Here is a 21,080-nt window from a genome sequence, read left to right as displayed (position 1 = left end):
TAGCTGAGCATTCGCGGCAGGTGCTCTGCGGGAATTTGTGATTAGACGGAATATTCTGCGGTTTGCCGACTTCTGTTCAAGCTATTATTGTGAGAACACGTCGCTGGCGCCCACCTCATTCGCCAAAGCACCAGGGCATCAAGCTTTGAGCGCGTGCGGCCGTGCCGTGCACAACGATAGTGCGCTTGTGCGTAAAAGACAGGCCGCCTGAGAGTTCTCTCGTCGCGGCGGCAATCTCAATCTAGTCCGGTTCGGTAATTGATCTCCGACGTTTGGCGGCGCAGACTGAAATGCCAGATGGCACTTCGTTTTCAGAACTTCCTGCTGCCCATACGGCGCGTTTCGGCGACTCTGGGGTGATTGAAGCAGTCAAACTCGCGAATGCCGCGTCAATGTCGATCAATGGCAGAAGTTCTAAAGGGAAGCTGGATGAGCCTTGTCCAGGAACAGACCTCCACAAGAGCAATCAAGCTGGATGGGACTGTTAGCTCCAAGAACTTCGATTCAGTGATCGAGTTGGCCGCTCGTCCGATGTTTTGGCTTGAGCGACAGCTTTTTTTGCTGTTGAGCACCAAGCTTTGAATCATGTCGCACTCTCCGAACAGGGAATGGCAAAATGAGCGGCGAATTTTCGACCTGTCCGATCGTCGCGGCGGCAACAATGGCCGAAGAGCCAATCCGCAGCAGAACGACCCAACGCCGTTGAAAGGGGAGACTGTTCAAATGGCCTCTGCCTCTCAGGCTGTAGCTTCGGAAGATGTGGCACTCTCGGTGCGTGACCTGACCGTGAGCTTGCCGGCCGGGATGGAGCGGGCTCACGCCGTCGAGAACGTCTCCTTTGATCTGAAGCGTGGTCAGATACTGTGCATCATTGGAGAGTCCGGATCGGGCAAGTCGGTCACAGCCAATGCGATCATGGGGCTTCTGCCCAAGGCGATACGTGTTACCTCGGGTTCGATCGACCTGAATGGGACCAACATCGTAGCCATTTCGCCCGATAAGCTCCGCAACCTTCGCGGCCGCGTCGTCTCGATGATCTTTCAAGATCCGCTCTCAGCGCTCAATCCGCTGATGACCGTGGGCGCGCAGATCGAGGAAGTGATGGCAGCGCACGACGTTGGGACCGCGAAATCCCGTCGCAGCCGCGCCATAGACTTGTTGGTTGAAGTCGGTCTTCCCGATCCGCAACTCATGTATCACCAGTATCCATTCCGGCTTTCGGGCGGGCAACGGCAGCGGGTGATGATCGCCATGGCCCTGGCTCTTGAGCCCGCGATCCTGATTGCGGACGAGCCGACGACCGCACTCGACGTGACGACGCAGGCGCAGATCCTCAAACTGATCCGCGACATTCAGCGCCGCAAGGGAATGAGCGTGATGTTCATCACCCATGACTTTGGAGTCGTGGCGGAGATTGCCGATTCCGTTGTGGTGATGGAGAAGGGCCATTGCGTCGAGCAAGGCAGTGCCGAGCAAGTGCTCAAGTCGCCCAGTCACCTCTATACGCGCCGCCTGATCGCGGCCGTGCCGCACCTGACCGGCAAGGACCGCAATCCGTTGGAAGCCGCCGACAGGGCGTCAATCCTGAAGGTCGAGTGTCTGGTCAAGACCTATCGCAGCGGCAGTGCGCTTTTCCGCACGCAGCGCATCGTGACTGCGGTCAATGGTGTCTCGTTCGATCTCACGCAGGGCCGCACGCTAGGCGTTGTCGGAGAAAGCGGTTCGGGCAAATCGTCGCTCGGCCGGCTGCTGATCAAGCTCATGGAGAGCGACGGTGGCTCGATTCTGTTCGAAGGCCGCGACGTCGCCGGGCTTACCGAGGCCGAGTTTCGGCCGCTGCGGCCAAAAATCCAGATGATCTTCCAGGATCCTTTTGCGTCGCTCAACCCGCGCTCGACGGTCGGGCAAATTCTCACAGTAGGGCCGGTCGCGCACGGCGTGCCGCACAGAGAGGCTGGTGAGCGGGCGCGTGAGCTTCTGTCCCATGTGGGCCTGGATTCAGGCGCCTTTGAACGCTATCCGCACGAATTCTCCGGCGGGCAGCGCCAGCGCGTCGGCATCGCCCGGGCGCTGATGTTCAAACCAAAATTGCTGATCGCCGACGAAGCCGTCTCCGCGCTTGACGTGTCAATCCAGGCCCAGATCCTGAAGCTGCTGGACCAGATTCAGCGGGAGACTGGCGTCTCGATGATCTTCATCACGCATGATCTGCGCGTCGCCAGCCAGATCTGCGATGAAATTGCGGTTATGCATCGAGGACAGATCATCGAACGCGGACCGCCGTCGCAGATCTTCCTGGACCCGAAATCCGCCTACACGCGCGAGCTCGTCGCTGCCATCCCCGGCGAGCAGCCAAGGGGCGCTCGCGCGCTCGCGGGAGTCAATGAACACCGGCGGGACACAGCCAAGAACGAGGAGAGGTCATGACGGAAGCTTATTTTGACTCGAGCTATTCACGGCGCAATGCACTTCGATTGATGGTGGCCGGGGCTGCCGGCCTCGCTGCACCAGGCCTGTTGGGTACGCCCGCCTTCGCTCAGAAGGCTCCCGCCAAACCGAGCGGTCGCATCGTCGTCGGACTTGGACAAGAGCCGACAGTCTTCAATCCGCTGATGGTACACATTGAAGTCGATGATGGTGTCCATTTCTCGGTTTTTGACGCGCTGTTCCGGATCGACCCAAAAGGCGAGATTCAGCCCAACCTTGCCGTCGAAGTACCGAACCAGAAGAACGGCGGCATTTCGGAGGACGGTCTCAAATGGCACCTTCGTTTGCGTGATGATGTCCGCTGGCACGACGGCAAACCCTTCACGGCCGAGGATGTGAAGTTCACCCTCGAACTGATCACCAACCCGGACTTCCGGAGTTGGCGCACCGCCGGCCATGCCCTCGTGCGCGACATCACGGTGATCTCGCCCACGGAGATCTCGTGGCGAATGGAACAGGTTTTTGCGCCTTATCTGTCGTTCCTCACCGAAACCTTCATCGTGCCCAAGCACATCCTCGAGAAGGAGGCCAATCCAAACAACGCTGCCTTCAACCAGGCGCCTGTTGGCACCGGCGCGTTCAAGTGGGGCCAGCGGGTCGCAGGCGATCATCTCGAGCTCGTGGCTAACTCCGAATATTTCGGAGAAGGCCCTCACATCGAGAAGCTGATCTTCAAATACATTCCCGACCTCACCGTCCTCTACACTCAGTTCAAGAGCGGCGACGTGGACCTGATGGGGCAGCCGTACATCACAGCTGACCATTACGAGGAAGCCAAGGCGCTGGCGAACCGAGTTGTGACACTGGTCCCAAAGGCCTCATTCGAGTCCTTTTACCTGAATCTGGAGCGTCCACAGTTCAGGGAGCTTGCAGTCCGTGAGGCGCTCTATGCAGCCATCGACAAGGAATCGATTATCCAGGGGCTCTATTACGGCGTGCCGACTCCGACGGAGACCTTCATGCCGAGGCAGGCCATCTACTATAACCCCAATCTTCCAGCGCACGCATACAATCTGGACCGCGCGCGCCAGATCCTCGACCAAGCCGGCTGGATGCCCGGGCGGGATGGCATTCGGGCCAAAAGCGGCGTCCGCCTGTCCTTTGCCAGCTCGACCACTTCAGGCGATCCGCTTCGCGAGCAGGTGCAGCAGTTCTTGCAGCAGACATTTTCTCAGTTGGGCGTCGAGATGAAGATATCGAACTTGCCCGCCGCCGTGATGTGGGGCGAGTTCTGGCAGCAATCGCAATTCGATTCCGTGATCGTCGGTAGCACGTATCTGATCGGTGCTGACCCGGACGTGACCAATCGCTTGCACTCGCGTTCGATTAGAACGAAGGGCGGGCGTGGTTCGAATAATGCGCAGTATTCAAATCTAGAGGTCGATGCCTTGCTCGATCAAGGGGTTCGCAGCTTCGATCCGGACGCGCGGCGCACGATCTACCGTCGGGTACAAGAGCTTGTTCGTCGCGACCTGCCCTTCCTTCCGCTGTACCAGATCAATGCGGTCCAGGGTAACAAGAAAGGCATTTCCGGGGTCGCGCCGAACGTCAACACGCGCACTGAATCCTGGAACGCGCTGGCTTGGTCTTGGGCGAGTTGACGTATCGCCGCCCGGGGCCCGGATAGGCGCAGGGCGGCGACCGACTAGCCGCTGTCAAGTTAATATGGAGACTCGAATGCCCGGGTTCCTGCTCAATCGTTTTTCGCAGAGCATCGTGCTGTTGGTGATCGTCTCGATCATCGGCTTCACGGTGCTCAACTTCATGCCGGGCGGTCCTCTCGCGCAGTTCGGGCTGGATCCCGGCATGACTCAGAAGGACATTGAGCGACTGGCAGAGCAGCTCGGGCTGAACCGGCCGCTGTGGATTCAGTATTTTGATTGGGCTTGGCGGCTGGTTCAAGGCGACTGGGGACACTCTTTCCGCGACGGCACGCCGGTGCTGGCGGTGATTGGGCGTCACCTCTTCGCGACGTTGCTGCTCATGGGCACCTCCACGGCACTGGCCATTGCCATTGGTTCCTGGATCGGGATCCGCGGTGCCACCCACCGCTATTCCCTGTTCGATTATTGCGCGACGATCGGCGCCATGGTCGCGCTGTCGGTCCCGACCTTCTGGTTCGGCCTCGTCGGCATCTATATCTTCACGTTGAAGCTCGGTTGGGTGCCTGCAGGGAACATGTACACGATCGGCGACGGATCGGTGCTGGATTACTTGCATCACCTGATCTTGCCAAGCTTGGTGCTGTCTCTGGTCCATGTCGCGGTCTGGAGCCGCTACATGCGCACGGCGACTCTCGATGCGCTGAGCCAGGATTTCGTCAAGACGGCTCGCGCCAAGGGCCTGAGTGAGCGCCGCATCCTGCTGAAGCATGTCGTCGGCAACGCGCTGTTGCCGATGATCACGCTGGCTGGGGTGCAGTTGCCGAGCATTCTGACCGGCGCGTTGGTCACTGAGACCATCTTTACCTGGCCGGGAATGGGGCGGCTGTTTCTCGACAGCCTCGGCTACAGTGATTATCCGATGGTCATGGGGCTGTTGATATTCTCAGCCATCCTTGTCGTGCTTGGCAATCTCGTCGCAGACATCCTTGTCGCACTCGTCGATCCGCGCATTCGTCTCAGCTGAAGACGCAGGCTCGTGCCGTCAACAGGAGTCCCAATTATGACTGACATCGCCGCCCACCTCCCTCCAATTCGCTGGTGGCACAGCCGCGGGGTGCGCCGCTTCATGCGCCACCACCTGGCGCTGCTCGGATTCGCGATGATCGCCCTGCTCGTGTTGGCGTGCGTCTTGGGCCCCTATGCCTTGCCTTACGACTCGCTCCACATTGATATGCGCGCCCGTTTCGCTCCTCCGTTGAGTGGTCATCATTATTTCGGCACTGACCCGTTGGGGCGAGACTTGGCTGTGCGGCTGTTGATGGCTGGGCGCGTCTCACTGCTGGTGGGATTCTCCGCGATGTTGTTGTCAACGCTGATCGGAACGCTCGTTGGCGTGACCGCAGGCTATCGCGGCGGCTGGATCGGAGCGGCGCTGATGCGCACGGTGGATGGCTTTCTTTCCTTCCCCTCGATTTTCCTCGTGCTGGCGTTGGCGGCGACGCTCCGGCCCAGTCCGATGATGATCACTGTCATCATCGCTGTCACGAGCTGGATGGAGGTTGCCAGGATCGTCGAAGCCGAGGTCCGTTCGCTGCGCGAGCGCGAGTTTGTCCAGGCCGCGCGCATGGTCGGTCTGAGCGGCAGGCATATCATGCTTCGCGAAATTCTGCCCAATGCCACCGGTCCGATCATTGTGGCCGCAAGCCTCACCGTCGCCCGTGCGATTCTTCTGGAGGCCTATATCAGTTTCCTCGGTTACGGCATCCAACCACCGCTGCCCAGCTGGGGCAATCTGCTCAACGGCGCCCAGCAATATCTGGCCAGCGCTCCCTGGCTTGCCATCATTCCAGGCGCGGCGATTACGATCGCAGTGACCAGCTTCAACTTCATCGGCGACGGGTTGCGCGATGCGCTTGACGTTAGAGATGACCACATTTGACGGCTTGAGCCCAGGTGGCAGGCAGCGGACAGCGTTGAAGGCTATCCGGCAGAACCTCCTGATAGCGTAGACGTCGCAAGCACCGCGTTGGCTGATCAGAATCCGTCTTGTCAGTAATCCAAGGCCACCTTTAACACCCGAGAAGTCAGCGACATGCACGAGCCCAGAGCCGCAGAGAAGGACACGCCCTATTGGTGGGAAGCCGCACCACTTAGGTCGCTGCCTCAACAGACTCTTCCCAAGAAACTTGACGTACTGATCGTGGGCGCTGGCTATGCCTCTCTTTCGGCCGGGCTGGTGCTGGCGCGCGAGGGACGCTCGGTTGCGGCCTTTGACGCGATGACTCCGGGCGAGGGCGCCTCGACGCGCAACGGTGGAATAACCAGCGCAAGCATACGGCCGGATTACGCGGCGATCTCCCGACGCTTCGGCGAAGACAAGGCGTTGGCAATCGAGGCCGAAGGCAAGATCGCCCGCGAATTCCTTTACGATTTCATCAAGACTGAAGGGCTCGCCTGTGATTTCCGACTGGTCGGGCAGTTCAAGGGCGCGTTCGGATATGAGCAGTACGACACGATGGCGCGTAGCGCGGAAGTATTAGCGAAGAGGCTGCGGATCGAGTCTCACGCCGTACCCTATGCCGAGCAGCGCAGTTACATCGGCACCGATGTCTACCGGGGTGGAACAGTCCGGATGGATATCGGTGGGCTACAACCGGCGAAGTTTCACGCTGAACTGCTTCGCGTGGCGCTCGCTTCGGGCGTCGCGGTTCATGCGGACACGCCCGTCATCTCAATTGAGAGGGACGGCTCCGGATTCCGCATCGTGACCTCGGCCGGTTCGGTGCAGGCGCGTCAGGTTCTGGTTTGCACGAATGGCTATACTGATAGCGCCGTTCCCTTCCTGCGCCGCAGGCTGGTCCCGGTTCGCAGCCGGATCATTGCAACCGAGGAGCTCGCACCTGACGTCATGGCGCGGCTGATGCCCAAACGCATGATGATGACCGAGAACCGCCAGATCGGGTTCTATTACCGCCCATCGCCCGACGGCAAACGTATCCTGTTAGGGGGGCGCGACAGCTCTCGTGTCGGTAACCCGGTGGCTCCAAAGCTCCTGCTGCGCAAGGGGCTGGTGAACCTTTTCCCCGAACTCGAGAATGTTCGCCTTTCGCACAGCTGGTTCGGCAATGTGGCGATGAATCGCGACATGCTCCCGCGCATCTTCGAAGAGGACGGTGTGGTTTATGCCACTGGCTTCTGCGGTTCAGGCGTCGTCTGGGCGCCTTGGATCGGGATGCACGCGGCCCACAAGCTGATGGGAAACCACGAACGGGCGCGCACCGCCTTTGACTTCCGTCCGCCGGACTCCATCCCGCTCTATCGTGGCGATCCCTGGTTCATGCCCGCCATGATCTGGGGATATCGGATGCAGGATCATTTCGCGCTGTGGCGCGACCGCCGCTGACGGCTGGAAGCTCCATCGGGCATTCTCAAAGGTACAACCCGGGTCATGGAGCTGGCGGCACTGCCGCCTCTCGAAAGAAGAGCATCGATGCACTACGTATCCACGCGCGGACATTCAGGTCGCAGACAGTTCTGCGAGACATTGCTTGAAGGCCTCGCCGAGGACGGCGGGCTGTACGTACCTGAGACCTACCCGCGTGTGGACGCCGCTACATTGGATGCATGGCGTTCCTTGTCCTATCCCAGCCTCGCCTTCGAGGTCCTGTCGCTCTACGTCAGCGATATTCCGCCCGCTGACCTGAAGGCAATCTGCGAAAAGACCTACACGCCCGAGATATTTGGAGCCTCGAGCATCGTTTTGCTTCGAAAGCTGGAGACGCGGCTTTACCTCCAGGAATTGTCGAACGGTCCTACGCTGGCGTTCAAGGACATGGCCATGCAGTTGCTCGGCAATCTGCTCGAGTACGAACTGGCACGCCGGCACGACGAATTGAACATTCTTGGGGCCACCAGTGGCGACACCGGGAGCGCTGCGGAATACGCAATGCGCGGCAAGAAGGGGGTGCGGATCTTCATGATGTCGCCCCTCGGACGGATGAGCTCCTTTCAGCAAGCTCAGATGTTCAGCCTGCAGGACGCCAACATCCACAACATCGCCATAGATGGCGTGTTCGACGATTGCCAAGACATCGTCAAATGTGTGTCCAGCGATCTGGAATTCAAACGACGATATAAGATAGGTGCAGTGAATTCGATCAACTGGGCCCGACTGGTCGCGCAGGTCGTCTATTACTTCTCCGGCTATTTTCAAGTCTCCGAAGGGAGGTCAGCAGGCGTTGACTTTTCCGTGCCTTCAGGAAACTTCGGAAACATCTGCGCTGGTCATGTTGCGCGCATGATGGGACTTCCAATATCCCGTCTCGTCCTTGCGACCAACGAAAACGACGTGCTCGACGAGTTTTTCCGCACCGGCGTTTATCGCGCCAGAAGCCGAGCTGACACGCTTGAAACATCGAGCCCTTCCATGGATATTTCCAAGGCATCAAATCTCGAGCGGTTCATCTTCGATTTACTCGGTCGCAACGCCAGTCGGACGAAATCGCTGTTTGAGAACCAACTTCGGAAATGCGGTTCGTTCGACCTCAGCGGTGATCCCAGCTTCGTAACGGCGGCGGCGCGTTTTGGATTCCGCAGCGGCAGGAGCACCCATGCCGATCGACTGGCGACGATCCGTGACACGTGGGACCGCTACAACACAATGATCGATCCTCACACTGCGGATGGTGTGACGGTCGGGCGCATGCATGCGAACCCCGAGACGCCGATGCTTGTGCTCGAAACTGCACAGCCAATCAAATTCGCTTCGACGATCAAGGAAGCGTTAGGCCGGCAGCCAGATCGTCCGCAACGGTTCGATGGACTAGAAGGGCTGCCGAGGCGAGTCAAAGTCCTTCCCCCGGATGGACGGGCCGTGAAGAACTACATCGCCGACGTCGTGCAGGGTGCGACGTGCCGAAGGGTCGGTTTCGGATCGAGGAGTGTTTCAGCCTCGGCCATATCTACGGAGTTGTCATGCGACGAGGTTCGCAACGCAAAAGCGACCGCGACGTTGCAAGCACGCCTGAGGATGGCGACCGGTGTCAGCGGACGCGAGTAAAGTTGCGGTCGGCCCTCACGGGTTCGGCGGGTCTTGGCGCGAAGCTGACCTTGGCGCACGAGCCGCTGACAGCAGATTGTCTCTTCTACCGTATCATCAATGCAATACCCTGCCGAACTTTGCGTCAGTCTGATCGCGTAATGCTGTCGGAGCCAAGGTACGCTGCAATTCGTGTGAACATCGTCAGACGGACCTCGCCGTGTCAGGCACTGACGATTAGTCCGGTAACCCAAGCGAGAGACGTCGACGCATCATGGCAACCGCAGCTACCCAGGCCGGAGATCGCGCGAACGAAGACGTGGCCCTGATCCCTTTCGCGAGAGCGCACCTGAAAGGTGCGCTGAAGCTCTCGCAGGAGATGTCTTGGCCGTATCTGCTCAAGGATTGGGAATTTGCGCTGCAGCTTGGCCGCGGTTTCGTGGTGACGAGTGCGGGTGCTGTGGTAGGGACCGCGCTGTGGTGGCCTTACGGCGACACCCATGCTTCCGCCGGAATGATCATCGTCTCGAAAGCCGTTCAGGGACGGGGTTACGGGGCCCGGCTGATGGACGCGCTGCTCGCGGCGGCACGACCACGGATCATCACGCTGAATTCGACGGCAGAGGGCCTTGCGCTTTACGCACGCCGCGGCTTCGCGAGCATCGGCATGCTGCACCAGCATCATGGCGTTCCTCGCCAGCGCCGCGACACGCCGCCGCTCGCAAACGTCAGATTGATGGTTCCATCGGACTTCGGGGCGATCGTGGAGCTCGATCACGAGGCCTCCGGCTGGACGAGGCGCGAGATGCTGAACCGGCTGATCGAGGTCGGCGACGGCTACGTCCTCTTGCGTGACGGCACGCCCCGCGGCTACGCCATTTCCCGTCTCTTCGGCCGCGGGCATGTCATCGGCCCTGTGGTTGCCGAGAGCCCGACTGATGCGCGCGCATTGATCGAGGCCGCGCTCGCGCCCCTCGGGAGTGTCTTCGTCCGGATCGACACCTCTGCCTCCTCGCAGCTCGGGGACTGGCTCGAAAGCATCGGGCTGCAGCAGGTCAGCGACGCCACCACCATGGTCCTGGGGGCGCAGACGCCATCGACCGGGCCAGCGCGCAGGTTCGCGGTCGCCAACCAGTCGTTCGGCTAGGAGACCTTGAGATGCAACGCTGGGATATGCGCGGGATCGATGTCCACAACGCCGCGCCATGCGAAATAGCCGCGACGGTCGGCGCGTTGGCGACGCCGGCCCTCCTGCTCGACAAAGACCGGCTGGATCGCAATCTCGCCCGTCTGTCCTCTCGTATGGCCGCGGCTGGCGTCGTGCTGCGCCCCCATATGAAAACCGCGAAATCCATTGAGGTCGCCCGGCGCGCCTATCCCTCCGGGCCCGGGCCGATCACCGTCTCCACCTTGGCGGAGGCTGAGTACTTCGCGCAGTACGGTTTCCGTGACGTGACATATGCCGTCGGCGTGGCACCGCACACCGCTGAAAGGGCGATCCGTCTCCGCAAAGCCGGCGTTGACCTTAAGGTGCTGCTCGATTCCCCTGAACAGGCGGCGATGTTGGGCACGGCCGCGCACGCCGCCGGCGTGACGCCCTCCGCCTTCATCGAGATCGACTGCGACGGCCATCGCGGGGGGCTGACCGCCACCGATCCCAAACTCATCGCCGTCGCGGCGGCCCTGGCCGAGGCCGGCGTCACGCTCGCCGGCATTCTCACCCATGCCGGCGAATCCTACAGCCTTTACACGTCCGATGCTCTCGTCGCGGCAGCAGAGAACGAAAGGGCCGTGGCCGTGGCGGCCGCGGAGACATTGCGGGCGGCGGGGCATGAATGCCCGGTCGTGAGTGTCGGTTGACGCCGACCGCCCATTTCGCCGATGACCTGACCGGTGTCACGGAGATGCGGGCCGGCGTCTACATGTTCTTCGATCTGGTGATGCACGGCGTCGGTGTTTGCACGACCGACGACATCGCGATCTCGGTTCTCGCCACCATCATCGGCACGAAGCCGGAGAAGGGATGGATCTTGGTCGATGCGGGCTGGATGGCACTGTCACGCGATCGCGGCACCGCGGCGCAGCGGGTTGACCAAGGTTTCGGTCTCGTCTGCGATCTGTCCGGCCAACTCTATCCGAACCTGATCGTCGCGCAGGCGAGCCAGGAGCACGGCATCCTCGCCGTCAGGTCCGGATCGGCTGCAGCCCTCCCGCATATCCCGATCGGCGCGAAGGTCAGGATTCTGCCCAATCATGCCTGCGCGATGGCGTCACAGCACGAACTGTACAATGTCATCTCGGCGGGAAGTGACGCAATCGAAGCTCAGTGGCCGCGGATGCGCGGCTGGTAAACCTGAAACAGAATCGGGCGGCGATTTGCGCATGCCCAGCTTCCGCTGGTCGGCGCCTATTACCGGATCAAGGATCGCTTCCAATGACCTCGGCCGTTCGACACCTGACGGAAGCCGGCTTCCTCGGCAAATTCTACATCGACGGAGAATGGCGCAAGCCCAGCGGATCGGCGATGGCGGTCGTCGTCAACCCGGCGGCCGAGCAGCCAATCGCCGAAGTCGCGCTCGGAAACGACGAGGACGTGGAATACGCGGTCGCCGCGGCCAGACGAGCCTTCGCGGGCTGGTCTTGCAAGCCGGCTCCGGAGCGTGCAGCGCTGCTCGACCGGATCCATGGTTTGCTCCTGGAGCGGCTCGAGCTGTTCGCGCAGGCGATCACGAGCGAGATGGGGGCCGCTATCACCTATGCGCGCCGCGCCCAGGTGCCGCTGGCCGCCGAACATATCCGCGTCGCGCGTGACAATCTCGCGACCTATTCTTTCATCAGCCCGCGCGGCAGCACCGCCCTCATGCGCGAGGCGATCGGCGTCTGTGGTCTCATCACCCCTTGGAATTGGCCTCTCTACCAGATCACAGCCAAGGTCGGTCCGGCGCTCGCGGCGGGCTGCACGGTGGTGTTGAAGCCAAGCGAATTGTCGCCCCTGAGCGCCTTGCTGTTCGCCGAGGTGATGGACGATGCCGGTTGTCCGCCCGGCGTATTCAACCTCGTCAATGGGACCGGTCCCGTCGTGGGCACCGGTCTGGCGTCGCATCCGCAGGTCGACATGGTCTCGATCACCGGCTCGACCCGTGCCGGAGTTCTCGTTGCGCAGGCGGCTGCGCCCACCGTCAAGCGCGTCGCCCAGGAACTCGGTGGCAAGTCGCCAAATATCATTCTGCCGGATGCCGAGCTGAGCCGGGCCGTTCCACTCGGCGTCGGCGCCGCTTTCCGCAATCTCGGCCAATCCTGCAGCGCGCCGACGCGCATGCTTGTGTCCCGCTCGCAGATGGCGGAGGTTGAGGCTCTCGCTGCGGCGGCTGCTTCCGAAATAGTGGTCGGCGATCCGCTTTCGGAATGCACGACCCATGGTCCGATCGCCAACCGGCCGCAGTTCGAGCGCGTCCAGACTATGATCGACGTCGGCCTGGAGGAACGCGCCAAGCTTGTCATTGGCGGGCCGGGGCGGCCCGACGACCTTCAGATCGGCCTCTATGCGCGGCCGACGATCTTCTCGAACGTCCGTCGCGACATGAGGATAGCTCAGGAGGAGATCTTCGGCCCGGTGTTGTCTATCATTCCATACGATTCGGTTGACGAGGCGATCGAGATCGCCAACGACACGGTCTACGGCCTCGGCGCGCATGTGCAGGGCACTGATATGGACACCGCGAGGAAAGTGGCTGGGCAGATCCAGTCCGGTCAGGTCCATCTCAACTATCCCGACTGGGATCCGAACGCACCTTTTGGCGGATACAAGCGTTCCGGGAACGGCAGGGAATACGGCTGCGAAGGCATGGAAGAATATCTCGAGACCAAAGCCGTTCTCGGATTTTATCAATGAAACGCTACCTCTAGGGCGAGCCGTTCAAAACTAAGATGCTGCATGCAAGGTAGCGCCGAGCCCTTGAGGAGCGCGAAGTTAAATCATTAGATCAGATTGCACTGTTCCTGCAGCCATGAAGCAAGATAGTTCGCTTTCCCAGACAGTTCAGTTTCTCCCGCCCAGATAAGGCCATAGTGGCTTTCGTCAGGATCGAAACCGGCAGGTGCGATGAGCCGCCCTCTATCTACGTCGTCCGTTGCAAGGACCCGCGGGCTGAGGGCAACGCCCAATCCGGCCAATGCTGCTTCAACGATGAGGAAGTGGTGATCGTAGAAGCGTATCTCCGTGGGGCGCCGCACCGACGGGTGGGTGGAAAGCCACCGCGACCAAGCGTCCGCCCGAGTCTTCGAACCTAGGGCGATGTAGTTTCCTGAGGCAAACACCGGCGCGAGCTGAGGGCTCATGACCGGTCCTACCCTTTCAGGAAAAAGGCGCCGGACGTGCCACGCCTCTGGGAACGCAAAGTCGAGCCGACGTATAGCAAGATCGATCCGATCGCGGCGAAACTCGACGGGGCCGCCGGCGACTGAGAGATGTAGAGCGATGTTAGGATGGACGGCCTGAAAGTTTGCAAGCCGTGGAATAAGCCAGCGCATAGCGACTGAAGGCTCGCATGAGAGAACGAGGGAATTCTGCTGTGCGTTGGCAGCACGCAAGCTCTCAACGGTTGTCGCCAGCTCGGTGAAGAAACGGCCGAGGGTGAGGTTGAGCACTTCTCCAGAAGCCGTGAGGCGCAAGCCACGTCCGCTTTTTTCAAAGAGTTTGAAGCCAAGGTCTTCCGAGAGTTTGGTGATACGGCGGCTCACAGCCCCATGGGTCAAGGCAAGGCTGTTCGCGGCAAGCCGAACCGACCCCAGCCGCGCAGTGGTCTCGAACGCACGTAAGTCGTCCAACGAAGGTATTTCTGATCGCCTCATTGGTGACCTGATATCACTGATGTAGCGCAAAAACTATCGCTTTTCATGCTGGATTAGCTTGGCATAATTGATCCATGCGAACCAATGGCGAATACACAATCGGTATTCTGGCCGATGACCTGACCAGCGCCGCCGATGGGGCCGGTCCGTTTGTCGAGCGGTGCCTGCGAGCCGTTGTCGGCCGACGTCGGAGGCCGCTAGAGGATGCAAAGATCATCGCCGTCGATAGCGGATCGCGATCGGTACCAGCTTCGCAAGCGGCACAGCGGGTGTCGGAACTTGCCGAGCAGCTCGCTTCACGGGATGTCCTCTACAAGACCGTGGACTCGACTCTTCGCGGGCATGTGACGGCCGAGATGGAAGCGGCCTTCGTGGCAAGCGGCCGCAAGATGCTGGTCTTTGCACCGGCGTTCCCCGGCGCTGGGCGTACAACCGTCAGCGGCATTCAGCTTGTGGGCGGCATTCCTGTCGCGGAGACCGAATACGGTCGCGACCCCGTCCATCCTGCGCGACATTCTCGGCTGGCTGAGCTCGTTCCGGCCTCCATTGGAAGCGTCGTCATCCTTGATGCTGCGACACAGGCCGATCTCGACAAACAAGTTGCCGCCCTGCCGGATCCGGAGTCGATCCTATGGGTGGGCTCTCCGGGCATGGCCCTTGCTCTGGCGAAGCGTCTTGCGCCGCTTGCGGTGGCGTCGAACGTGACCGTCACGGTTTGTGGCGACATTCTTGTTGCTATCGGCAGCGCCAATCCGCGCAGCCATCGTCAGGCCGACTGCATTGCAATGGAGCCTGGAATCGCTCTGCTGCGGGCTCCGATCGAACGGATGAATGATCCCGGATCCGTCCTGCACGACATTGCCCAAACTGCGGCTCGACGGTTGGCCGACGAGCGTTTCGACATGGTGATCGCCACAGGCGGGGACACCATGGAGGCGATCCTGGATGGCCTGGACATTTATGAGTTCGAGATCCTGCAAGAGCTCGAGCCGGGCTTTCCGCTTGGCCGCACGTCCCTCGGAGATGGACGAGAGCTACTGATCGCCATGAAGGCAGGCGGCTTTGGCGACGACGATACGCTGCGTCGTGCGATCACGCAGCTCCGCCTCGGCACCTCGGTATCAGAACTGGTTGTATCATGACCCAATCCGCTCCCCTCGCCATCACAATGGGCGATGCCTCCGGCATCGGCCCGGAGATCGTGGCGAAGACATTGGCCAAAGCCGGCGAAGGCACGGTCGTATTCGGCAGCTACGTCGTGATGGAGAATATCGTCCACCGTCTGGGCCTCGAGCTGACGGTCAGGCGTATCGCCGGACCTGAAGAGGCGCGCTCTGAGCCGCGGTCCATTGAGGTTGTCGAGGCGACGCAAATCATCGCGCCGCCTCCGCTCGGGAGCGTCAGCGCCATGTCCGGCCAAGCTTCCTTCGATGCCATCGTCGCCGCCGTCGCGGCAGCCAAGGCCGGCAAGGTCAGCGGCATCGTCACCGCACCGATCAACAAGGAAGCGATGGCAAACGCGGGCATTCGCTATCCCGGGCACACCGAAATCCTCGCCGACTATGGTGGTGCGAAGCGCGTTGCGATGATGCTGGCGAACGACGATATCCGCACGGTTCTCGTCACCATCCACACGTCGCTGCGCAAGGCCATCGACCAAGCGGATTTCGATGCCCAGATGTCAGCGATCCGGCTCGCAAATGAGGGCGGCAAGGCCCTCGGGATCGCGGCGCCGCGCATTGCGGTCGCAGGGCTCAACCCCCATGCCGGCGAAGGTGGTCTCTTCGGCGACGAAGAAATCCAGATCATACGGCCTGCGATCGAAGCAGCCCGCGCCGAGGGCGTCGACGCCAGTGGCCCCTGGCCCGGGGACACTGTCTACATGCAGGCCCGCAAGGGCCGCTTCGATGTGGTCGTGGCCCAATATCACGATCAGGGCCTGATCCCGGTGAAATATCTCGGCCTCGAAAAGGGTGTGAACATCACGCTCGGCCTGCCGTTCGTCCGTACAAGCCCTGATCACGGCACGGCATTCGACATTGCAGGCCGAGGCATCGCCGACACCGGCAGTCTCGAGACCGCCCTGACTTACGCGCGAAGGCTCGTCGCCGCGCAAATTAAGACCAAAGAAGGGGTAGTCTAATGGGCCTTCGCTTCATCTTCATGCTCACGCGCAACGATCGCACCGTCGAGGACGCCTCTGAACAACTCAAGACCGCCCTCAGCCTTGGCGTTCGCCACATCGGTTTCAAGGACATCGGCCTGCCGATCGATCGACTCAAAGTTCTCAACCAGGTCATCAAGGCAGACGGCGCCACCTCCTATCTCGAAGTCGTCTCACTCGACCGGCAAAGTGAGATCGTTTCGGCGAAAGCGGCGGTTGAAATCGGCGTCGACGTCTTGCTCGGCGGCACACGTCTTGACGACGTGCTGCCGATCCTTGCTGGCACCGGCATTCAATACTGCCCCTTCCCGGGTCGCATTACCGGTCACCCGAGCGTGCTCGAAGGGAGCATCGAGGAGATCGTTGAGAGCGCCAAGGCGCTCGCCCTGCGGGAGGGCGTGTATGGCCTCGACCTGCTCGCCTATCGCTCCAAGGAAGACGTCCCGGCCCTCATCAAAGCGGTGTGCGCGGCGGTGCCCAAGCCCGTCTATGTGGCCGGCTCGATTGATACGCCTGAGCGGATCGCCATCCTGAAGGACGCAGGAGCCGCCGGCTTCACTATCGGCACGGCCGCGTTGGACGGCAAGTATCCGGCCGACGACAAGGACGTCGCTCGCCAGCTTGGGGCCATCATTCGTGACGTGGCCTCCCTGAACCGACATCTCTCCCCACTCCACAAGAGGAACCTGGCCAACTCGTTCGGGCAGCTCAAGGAGACTTGGTCTTCGAAGATCGCGGGTCAGATTAACGACATGCAGATCAAGCTCGCCAAGTTCGCGGGCGAGTTCGCCTGGCGCTTTCACAGGAGCGGTGACGAACTCTTCCTCGTGCACAAGGGCCGCCTGCTGATGAAGTTCCGTGATCGGGACGAGATCATCGAGCAAGGCGAGTTCATCGTGGTCCCGCATGGGGTAGAGCATTGCCCTGTCGCGCTGGACGACATCTGCGAGGTCGTGCTGCTCGAACCCGGCACATCCATGGATGCCGGCACCGCTCACGACCTCGAAGGCTAGACCGTCTGCCTGCGATCGGAACAAACGCCCGACGCTCGTGGTTCAGGACATCACTCGTCCCGGTGTCGCCGACCCAATCGCGACGGTCTGGGTCCATTTTGCTGGGGCATCGAAAAGCGGTCCGGTCTCCGTGGACAAGCAGGTCGCGTCGCCATTGCGCCGAACTGGGACGATCGCGCTTGAGCAGCTCGTATCGCACAAGCGCTCAAAAACCCGAACATCTTGCGAAGTTCTAGGTGATTTCAGCACATTCTATCGCGCGCACGATGCGATGAAGGGCTGATCGGAACTTTGCTTCCGCATTCTTGGCAGCTGAGGTTCGTTGGAACATGTCGCCCCAAGTCGAGCGCATTCACAGCGATGAGCGTCTCCCGGTCGAGGCCGACGTCGTCATCGTCGGCGGCGGCATCCTCGGCTCTACGGCCGCCTATTACCTGGCGAAGCGTGGCCTCTCTGTGGCGCTGCTCGAGAAGGGCCACGTCGCCTGTGAACAATCGAGCCGAAACTGGGGTTGGTGCCGCCAGCAGAACCGCGACCGGCGCGAACTGCCGCTCTCGGTGCTCTCCATGCGGCTGTGGGACGAGCTCACGCGCGATATCAATCGGGACCTAGGATTTCGGCGCTGCGGTCTCGTCTATGCGACCCACGACGAGGCTGTGCTCGCGGGCTGGGAAAAGTGGCGCGAGCTCGCCAGGGAGTACGACGTCGACACCCGGGTGCTGAGCCGGGCGGAGGTGGCCGAGCGCGTCCCCGAAGCGCGCGGCAAATGGGTCGGTGGGACCTATTCGGAGCGGGACGGCAAGGCCGAACCTGCGCTGGCCGCGCCGGCTATCGCCGAGGGGGCCAGAACTCTGGGCGCCACGATCCACCAGGGATGCGCCGCGCGGGCGCTCGACTTGGCCAATGGCAAGATTGCAGGCGTGCACACGGAGAAGGGCTATATCAGAACCAGCGCGGTGCTGTGCGCCGCCGGCGCCTGGTCCTCGCGCTTCCTTCGGCCGCTCGGAATCAGTTTCCCCCAAGCGAGCATCCGGCAGACCGCGCTGCGTTCTACCCCGACAATCAACATCGGCGAGGCGGTCTCAACACCCTACTGCACGATCACGCGCCGACTGGACGGCAGCTATACGCTTGCGATCAGCGGCAAGGCGAACCTCGAAATCACGCCCCAGGCGATCAGGTACAGCCGGGAATTCATGCCGCAGTTCTTGCGTCGCCTGAAGAACGTCAGGATTGGTGTCGGCCAATCGTTCGTTTCGGGGCCGGATTCAATGGCGGCGTTGCTGACCAACGATCGGATCTTCGAGCAGAATCGCGTGCTGGATCCTCCGCCCTTGAAATGGCTGGTGAACCAAGTGGTGAAGAGTGTCCGGAAAACCTTCCCCCAACTCGGCGAAATCAAGATCGATAGCGCCTGGGGCGGCTTCGTCGATTGCACGCCTGATGCAGTGCCTGTCGTGTCGAAGGTGGACGGGGTGGAAGGCCTCGTCCTCGCGGCGGGCTGCTCGGGTCACGGCTTCGGTTTGGGCCCGGGGCTCGGCTATCTGGCCGCACAGCTTCTCGTCAACGACACGCCTTGCGTCGATCCCGCACCGTTCCGGCTGTCGCGTCTGACCGACGGCTCGAAGCTGAACATCTCCGCCATCTGAAGATCGAGCCGGAAGTCAGGCTGACGCGTACCGAGCGAAGCCAAGGTTCCGGCAGACGAGTGAGCGGGACTCCATGTTTCCGCGCCGTCAAGTCCGCCGGCTTATGGACGCAAAACGGTAGGAGTTGGTCGAGTTCGTCAGGTTCTACGAAGAAACCTCAAGCTGCTCACGCGACGGCATCAGGAATTCCTCCCCAACCTGAGCCACTCCTTCGGAGTGGCTCTTTCTTTAAGGACAAGGCGATTTGGGCAATCGAGGTACCCCAGCCGACGATGCACCGTTCGACCCGCGACGAAAGATCGCCAGCGCGCCGCCGATGATTCAAGAGGCAGACGTCTCGCCCAGCGGACGAACGATTGCGCCGGCGTTCATGATATCAGCCGGATCAAAGGCGGTCTTGATCCGGCGCATCGCCGCGATACGCCCAACATCGCCGTATCGCTCCAGAAGGTGCTTTTTGAAACGACCGACGCCGTGCTCCGCGCTGAACGTGCCGCCGAGCGCCGCGGCCGTGTCGTAGAGTTGCAGCGACAGGCTGCCTTCGATCCGCTCGGTGAACTCCAGTCGGTCGACATCGGGAGGAACGAGCACGTTATAGTGCAGATTACCGTCGCCGACATGGCCATAGACGGACAGCTCAAGGTCGGCGTCATACGATCGCACCTGCGAACCGGCCAAATCCAGAAAGTGTTGAATAGACGAAAGCGGCACCGAGATGTCGTGCTTGACCGATCCGTTCCGGCATTTCTCGCCCTCGGGGATGGTCTCGCGGAGCCGCCACATCGCGGTCCGCTGCGATCCGCTCTGCGCCAGCAATGCGTCCTCGATCCATCCGGACTCTATCGCCTCGGCCAGAACGGCTTCCATCAGTTCGTCGAGATCGAGATGACGTGAGGAAGAGGCGAACTCGACGAGGACGGCGCCTGCTGGGCCCGCTCCAAGCGAGGGGGGGTCGGTCATTGCTGCGGTTGCGAGCGCGATGGATCGGGCCGCCATGAATTCGAAAGTGGTCAGCAGATCCGCGGACTCGCGACGGACCAGGGCGAGAAGCTCAGCGAGCGGGGCGCCGCTCGCGAGCTTCAGCCAGGCAGTAGCGCGGCGGGTCGGCAAGGGCGCGAGACGCAACACTGCGCCGGTGACGATGCCGAGAGTCCCCTCGCTTCCGACGAAGCACTGTTTGACGTCATAGCCGGTATTGTTCTTCCGCAGCTTGCGCATGTCGGACACCACCGTCCCGTCCGGCAGCACCGCCTCGATTCCGAGCAGCAGATCGCGCGTCATCCCGTACCTGACGACCGACAGCCCGCCCGCGTTCGTGCCGATGTTGCCGCCGATCCTGCAACTGCCTTCCGCGCCGAGGCTGAGCGGCAACAGAAGTCCGGCAGCCGCCGCGGCGTCCTGTATGTTCTTCAGGATGACGCCGGCATCGACAGAGATGCTCATGGAGACGGGATCGATTTCGCGGATCCGGTCCATCCGCTCGAGGCTCACGACAATCTGGCGCCCGGAGGCATCCGGCGTCGCGCCGCCGCAATAGCTGGTGTTGCCGCCTTGTGGAACAATTCCGATACCGTGGTGCGCCGCCAGCCGTACAATGTCGGCGACCTGCTTTGTCGTCGCCGGCTTCAGCACGGCAAACGTCGAGCCCGTGAAGAGCTGGCGCTGATCCGTTGTGTAGGCCGCGATCCGCCCTGGATCGTCAACGACGCCCCTGTCGTCCAGAAGATCGCGAAAGGCGTGAACGTGGACCGACTGAGACATGCTCCAGCTTCCAATGGGCGTTATCGGATCATTTTCGCGCGTTTGTGCGGCATTGTTTGCCGTTCGGTCGCGGTTCCGAAGACACCAATGCCGAAATGCCACGATGTTCGGCAGTTTGCGCCGGTGCAGCCTCGTATTGAACGCCTTCATCGCGAGTCCCTTCGGATTTCGGAGGAGGCAATCGATGACTCGGCAGACAATCTATCAGAGGCCAGTATTTCGAAAAAGCGCGCCAGTTCGACCGCGTCGCCACCTACTCAACCTGTCGTTCGACGAGAGCGACCGGCTGCGGCTCCGTCGGAATCGTGAATTTCACGTGGACGCATGGACGTGCGTGGACCGCGCGAGAACGGCGGCTTCTGGCGGGCTATCAAGGTGCGAGGCCGGGAGTTAAGCTGCCCTCCGGTAAGAGAACAGCGCCTCCACAGTAGTGGGCTGAGCGACCCGAGACATAGGTGACAGTTCGTACCGGACACATGGGTTACACTTTCCGCTTTTGTTCTGCGGGAGGTG

General features: G+C 61.4%; 14 protein-coding genes and 1 pseudogene. 13 read left to right on the top strand and 2 right to left on the bottom strand.

From position 1 onward, the window contains the following. Nucleotides 1–723: 723 nt before the first annotated feature. From AC0L3A_RS31140 to AC0L3A_RS31100, 9 genes and pseudogenes are all read left to right on the top strand, one after another. The gene (locus AC0L3A_RS31140) at nucleotides 724–2,427 is read left to right on the top strand and encodes an ABC transporter ATP-binding protein (RefSeq protein ID WP_007601126.1); all 1,704 of its coding nucleotides are present in this window, start codon (nucleotides 724–726) and stop codon (nucleotides 2,425–2,427) included. Beyond that, nucleotides 2,424–4,088: a peptide ABC transporter substrate-binding protein gene (locus AC0L3A_RS31135; protein WP_007601127.1), complete on the top strand. Its 1,665-nt coding sequence runs from the start codon at nucleotides 2,424–2,426 to the stop codon at nucleotides 4,086–4,088. Before AC0L3A_RS31140 ends, AC0L3A_RS31135 begins: the two co-directional genes overlap by 4 nt. 76 nt (nucleotides 4,089–4,164) lie before the next feature. After that, nucleotides 4,165–5,115: an ABC transporter permease gene (locus AC0L3A_RS31130; RefSeq protein WP_007601128.1), complete on the top strand. Its 951-nt coding sequence runs from the start codon at nucleotides 4,165–4,167 to the stop codon at nucleotides 5,113–5,115. Between the two features lie 36 nt (nucleotides 5,116–5,151). Beyond that, nucleotides 5,152–6,030, top strand: coding sequence for an ABC transporter permease (locus tag AC0L3A_RS31125; protein ID WP_007601129.1), 879 nt, complete (start codon nucleotides 5,152–5,154; stop codon nucleotides 6,028–6,030). 153 nt (nucleotides 6,031–6,183) lie between these two features. After that, complete coding sequence (locus tag AC0L3A_RS31120) at nucleotides 6,184–7,494, top strand: NAD(P)/FAD-dependent oxidoreductase (RefSeq protein ID WP_007601130.1); 1,311 nt, start codon at nucleotides 6,184–6,186, stop codon at nucleotides 7,492–7,494. A gap of 87 nt (nucleotides 7,495–7,581) precedes the next feature. Then, nucleotides 7,582–9,150 carry a threonine synthase gene (gene thrC / locus AC0L3A_RS31115; protein ID WP_354128133.1) on the top strand — a complete coding sequence of 523 codons (1,569 nt, stop codon included), beginning with the start codon at nucleotides 7,582–7,584 and terminating at the stop codon, nucleotides 9,148–9,150. A 253-nt stretch (nucleotides 9,151–9,403) separates the two neighbouring features. Further along, on the top strand, nucleotides 9,404–10,276 hold the full coding sequence (locus tag AC0L3A_RS31110; protein WP_007601132.1) for a GNAT family N-acetyltransferase: 873 nt from the start codon (nucleotides 9,404–9,406) through the stop codon (nucleotides 10,274–10,276). Nucleotides 10,277–10,287: 11 nt separating this feature from the next. Further along, nucleotides 10,288–11,480: pseudogene (locus tag AC0L3A_RS31105) on the top strand (alanine racemase). An 83-nt stretch (nucleotides 11,481–11,563) separates the two neighbouring features. Next, entirely contained in the window at nucleotides 11,564–13,021 is a 1,458-nt protein-coding gene (locus AC0L3A_RS31100; RefSeq protein WP_007601134.1) for an aldehyde dehydrogenase family protein, read from the top strand. Between the two features lie 86 nt (nucleotides 13,022–13,107). On the opposite strand, the gene AC0L3A_RS31095 is transcribed toward AC0L3A_RS31100, so the two are convergent. After that, the gene (locus tag AC0L3A_RS31095; protein WP_246649385.1) at nucleotides 13,108–14,010 is read right to left on the bottom strand and encodes a LysR family transcriptional regulator; all 903 of its coding nucleotides are present in this window, start codon (nucleotides 14,008–14,010) and stop codon (nucleotides 13,108–13,110) included. Nucleotides 14,011–14,054: 44 nt separating this feature from the next. On the opposite strand from AC0L3A_RS31095, the gene AC0L3A_RS31090 reads away from it, so the two are divergent. From AC0L3A_RS31090 to AC0L3A_RS31075, 4 genes are all read left to right on the top strand, one after another. Then, a complete protein-coding gene (locus tag AC0L3A_RS31090) occupies nucleotides 14,055–15,122 on the top strand; it encodes a four-carbon acid sugar kinase family protein (protein WP_007601136.1) in 1,068 nt (355 codons plus the stop codon). Next, complete coding sequence (pdxA, locus tag AC0L3A_RS31085; RefSeq protein ID WP_007601137.1) at nucleotides 15,119–16,123, top strand: 4-hydroxythreonine-4-phosphate dehydrogenase PdxA; 1,005 nt, start codon at nucleotides 15,119–15,121, stop codon at nucleotides 16,121–16,123. The genes AC0L3A_RS31090 and pdxA overlap by 4 nt, the downstream gene beginning before the upstream one ends. Next, nucleotides 16,123–17,157, top strand: coding sequence for a cupin domain-containing protein (locus tag AC0L3A_RS31080; RefSeq protein ID WP_354128136.1), 1,035 nt, complete (start codon nucleotides 16,123–16,125; stop codon nucleotides 17,155–17,157). The genes pdxA and AC0L3A_RS31080 overlap by 1 nt, the downstream gene beginning before the upstream one ends. 329 nt (nucleotides 17,158–17,486) lie before the next feature. Continuing rightward, a complete protein-coding gene (locus tag AC0L3A_RS31075; RefSeq protein WP_219684600.1) occupies nucleotides 17,487–18,806 on the top strand; it encodes an NAD(P)/FAD-dependent oxidoreductase in 1,320 nt (439 codons plus the stop codon). Nucleotides 18,807–19,127: 321 nt separating this feature from the next. Here the strand turns inward: AC0L3A_RS31075 and AC0L3A_RS31070 are convergent, their stop codons facing one another. Continuing rightward, a complete protein-coding gene (locus AC0L3A_RS31070) occupies nucleotides 19,128–20,567 on the bottom strand; it encodes an FAD-binding oxidoreductase (protein WP_354128137.1) in 1,440 nt (479 codons plus the stop codon). Nucleotides 20,568–21,080 lie beyond the last annotated feature (513 nt).

It is taken from the genome of Bradyrhizobium sp. MI1.3 (assembly GCF_055811695.1).
The sequence above is the reverse complement of the archived record's forward strand: the minus strand, read 5'-3'. Positions and strand labels throughout refer to the sequence as shown.